This is a genomic window from Phormidium sp. CCY1219, assembly GCF_055795085.1.
In genome coordinates this window covers 1-2,902 of the sequence record NZ_JAYFEQ010000817.1, presented here as the reverse complement: position 1 = coordinate 2,902, position 2,902 = coordinate 1, and the positions used below count along the sequence as shown (strand labels likewise).

The following is a 2,902-nucleotide window of genomic DNA, read 5'->3' as shown; positions in this document are numbered from 1 at the left end:
CAATAATTTCATTCCAGATTGTGCCATACTCAGAAACTTCCAGCAATTGCTAGATTTTTCCGGGTTAAATGTATCTGCATAAGGAATGCGGCGAAGCGTGGAGGGCGATCGCCGAATAAACCGCCCCCATCAACCCACGGGATTCTTCACCGTTAAAATGCCCCGATCGCCGTCTAATTCCGCCTCAGCCCCCACGGGCAAGGCGGCATTTTCCCCATCGTGACCGAAGGGCAAATCCGACACAATGGGAATGCCTAAATCTGACAAGCGATCGCGCAAGACTTCCGCCACGGTAAAACTCGGGGGTTTGGCCACATTGTCGCACTGACTAAAGCGCCCTAATGCAATCCCGCGCACCTTTTCCAATGCCCCCATCATCCGCCATTGGGTCAGCATTCGATCGATGCGATAGGGTGCTTCGCCCACATCTTCAAAGGCGAGAATGGCACCGGTTAAATTGGGTTGGGCGCGGGTTCCCAGTAAGTGGGTGCCCACGGTTAAATTCGCCGGCAGTAAATAACCGGTGACGCGATCGCCCCCCCATCCTTTCCCTTGCAGTGGCGCGATTTCTCGTCCTTCCACTAAATCGAACAAGCGGTTTATCGACCATTCCGGTTCGTCGGAAATTGTAGTCAGCAAAGGCCCATGTATTCCCATCACCCCATGTTGGCACAAACTCCACAATAAACTGGTAATATCGGAAAATCCGATCGCCCATTTAGGCGTCACCGGGGCAGTGCTGACAATCGGGGAATTATCGGGGTTTGCTGGCGCGGTCCAAGTCCATTCTTCCAGCAATCTTGCCCCACCGTAACCGCCTCTAGCGCAGAGGATAGCGCCACAGTTCGGATCGTGCCATGCGGCGAACAATTGGCCACGCCGATCGCGATCGCTGCCTGCCAAATAGCCCCAAGCGGAATCGTAACCCTCGCTCAATTCCACGCGATAACCGCGCGATCGCCAAATCTCCACCCCGAGATCGAACCTTTCTCGCTCTCGCAGACAACCACTCGGGGCGATGACTCGCAACAAATCCCCCGGTTTCAACGGCGAGGGAACTTGCATTTTTGCACTGGATTTATACTGTTTTTCTACTCCCATTTTTACCTATTCAAACCACAACCGCACTGACACATCTGCTGTAAATACACCGGGTTTACACCCTCATCTGTAAGGGGTTTTCAATTGGCAAGATAATTATAGTTGGTTTGAGGAGTTAATTTTGAGCAGAAATTGATATTTCTCTATTTTTTTCCCTTCCTTTCCCCTGATGCTGCCCGAGAGTAGTTTTCAACTTGGCCAAACCGCGATCCCCTGCAGGGAAAGAGGATTTAGAATCAAAAATAGTGCCACACCGGTGGCGGTGGATTTCTGGACAAGATTTTTATCTCTTGAATTTTGCCGTTTCGCTGGGGATTTATTAATTTTCTGACTGCGAGAGTATATTTACCAAGAAGCGATGTAAGACGATAACGGAAATTGCCGGTGAGTCCGCTGTTTTGGGCGAATGCGGGGTGCCTGTTGCCACAGAGGGAGGGCAAATGGACAAGCAGGGGATAAATTAGGGGATATCCTCGGGATAATTTTCTGGGGGAGGACTGGTCCAATTTTGCAACCGGGTGCGAGTGTCAGCATGAGAGACAGAGCGGATGCGACTGAGTTGAGATAAAGCCCACTTTGCGGCTTCTTGAACCTCTGCATCCGAATCTTCAGCGGCGTGGCACAGGAGTTGGCTAGTTTGAGAGAGCAAGTGATAAATGCGGGTTAAATCGCGGATTGCGTTTTTGCGGACTTCCGGATTGGTATCTTGCAGGGAAAGGGCCAAAGCGCGATTCATCGGTTCGAGAGTGCGCGAGCCAATTTCCGACAAAGCGGCCAAAATTAAGCTGCGTTGTTTGGAATCGGAATTCATCAGTAAATGGATCAAAGGCTGAACCGCGCGGGTATCGCCTTGTTGACCCAGGGTCCAAATTGCCTTGCGACGCTCAGTGGGACTGCTATGACTGAGTTGTTGGATCGAGCGTTCCACATTATCGATTTTGGCAAGGGGGGGAGATTCGGGAACCGCGAGAGATTCAGTGGGGGAGGGAGAAGGTGCACGAGGAGGAGGAGGGGGAGGAGGGGGAGGAGTGTCTTGCGGTGGTGGAGGGAGCTTGTCACTCACCCCCACGGCGGGTTGGTGAGAGCCATTGGCGTCCCAAGTCGTCGGAGGTACGGGATCCGGCGGGCGATCGCTGTAGGTGGGAGGCATGGGGGGCTTGTCTTCCGGGGGGGGAAAGAATTCCGCCGGCATATCCCGATCGTCATCGGAGTCAGAATCCGGTGGTGGAGAGTCGCAATCCGGTTCCTCCTTGCCCGAATGAGTCAGCAAGTAAAACGCCCCGGCGAAGATGCCGGCAAAAGACAGAGTGCCGAAACCGAGTAACAGCAACCAGATTAAGTCTTTGGTAGAAAGGCCGGTTTTCTCAGATTTTGGGGCAGAGGTAGACTCGTCCGAGGTATCTTCTGAGGAAGATTGCGCCAAGAACAGGGAGTTGTCTGGGGTAGAGCGGGCGGTGGCACTCACCGAGAGGCGATCGGCGAGTAGAAACGAGTGCGTGTCGGGGGAGGAAAGCGGTACCCGAACAGAAGAATGGCTTGAGGTAGAGAGGGGGAAAGAGGGAGTGAAATCGTCAGCGCTATCTGGGGGGGGAGTTGAGGTAGGTGCGATCGCCAGGGTTTGTCCTGTGACAGAGGCATCGGGGGGGGCGATCGCAACCCTACCCTTGGCACTCGGAGCCAATCCCAGGCAAGTCAGAATGGTAATCAAGAATAAGGTGGGGTGGTAGGCGCTCATCAGAAATTAGGGTTGGTAAGGGGGAGAACGGAAACCCTCGTCATTTATGCGTAGGGAGGAGTTCTC

At 53.4% G+C, this 2,902-nt stretch carries 2 protein-coding genes; both read right to left on the bottom strand.

All coding sequences use genetic code 11. From position 1 onward, the window contains the following. Nucleotides 1-129: 129 nt before the first annotated feature. Entirely contained in the window at nt 130-1,101 is a 972-nt protein-coding gene (locus AC0QH1_RS25670; protein WP_324634281.1) for a S66 peptidase family protein, read from the bottom strand. 460 nt (nt 1,102-1,561) lie between these two features. Next, nucleotides 1,562-2,836: a HEAT repeat domain-containing protein gene (locus AC0QH1_RS25665; RefSeq protein WP_324634280.1), complete on the bottom strand. Its 1,275-nt coding sequence runs from the start codon at nt 2,834-2,836 to the stop codon at nt 1,562-1,564. Nucleotides 2,837-2,902: the final 66 nt, after the last annotated feature.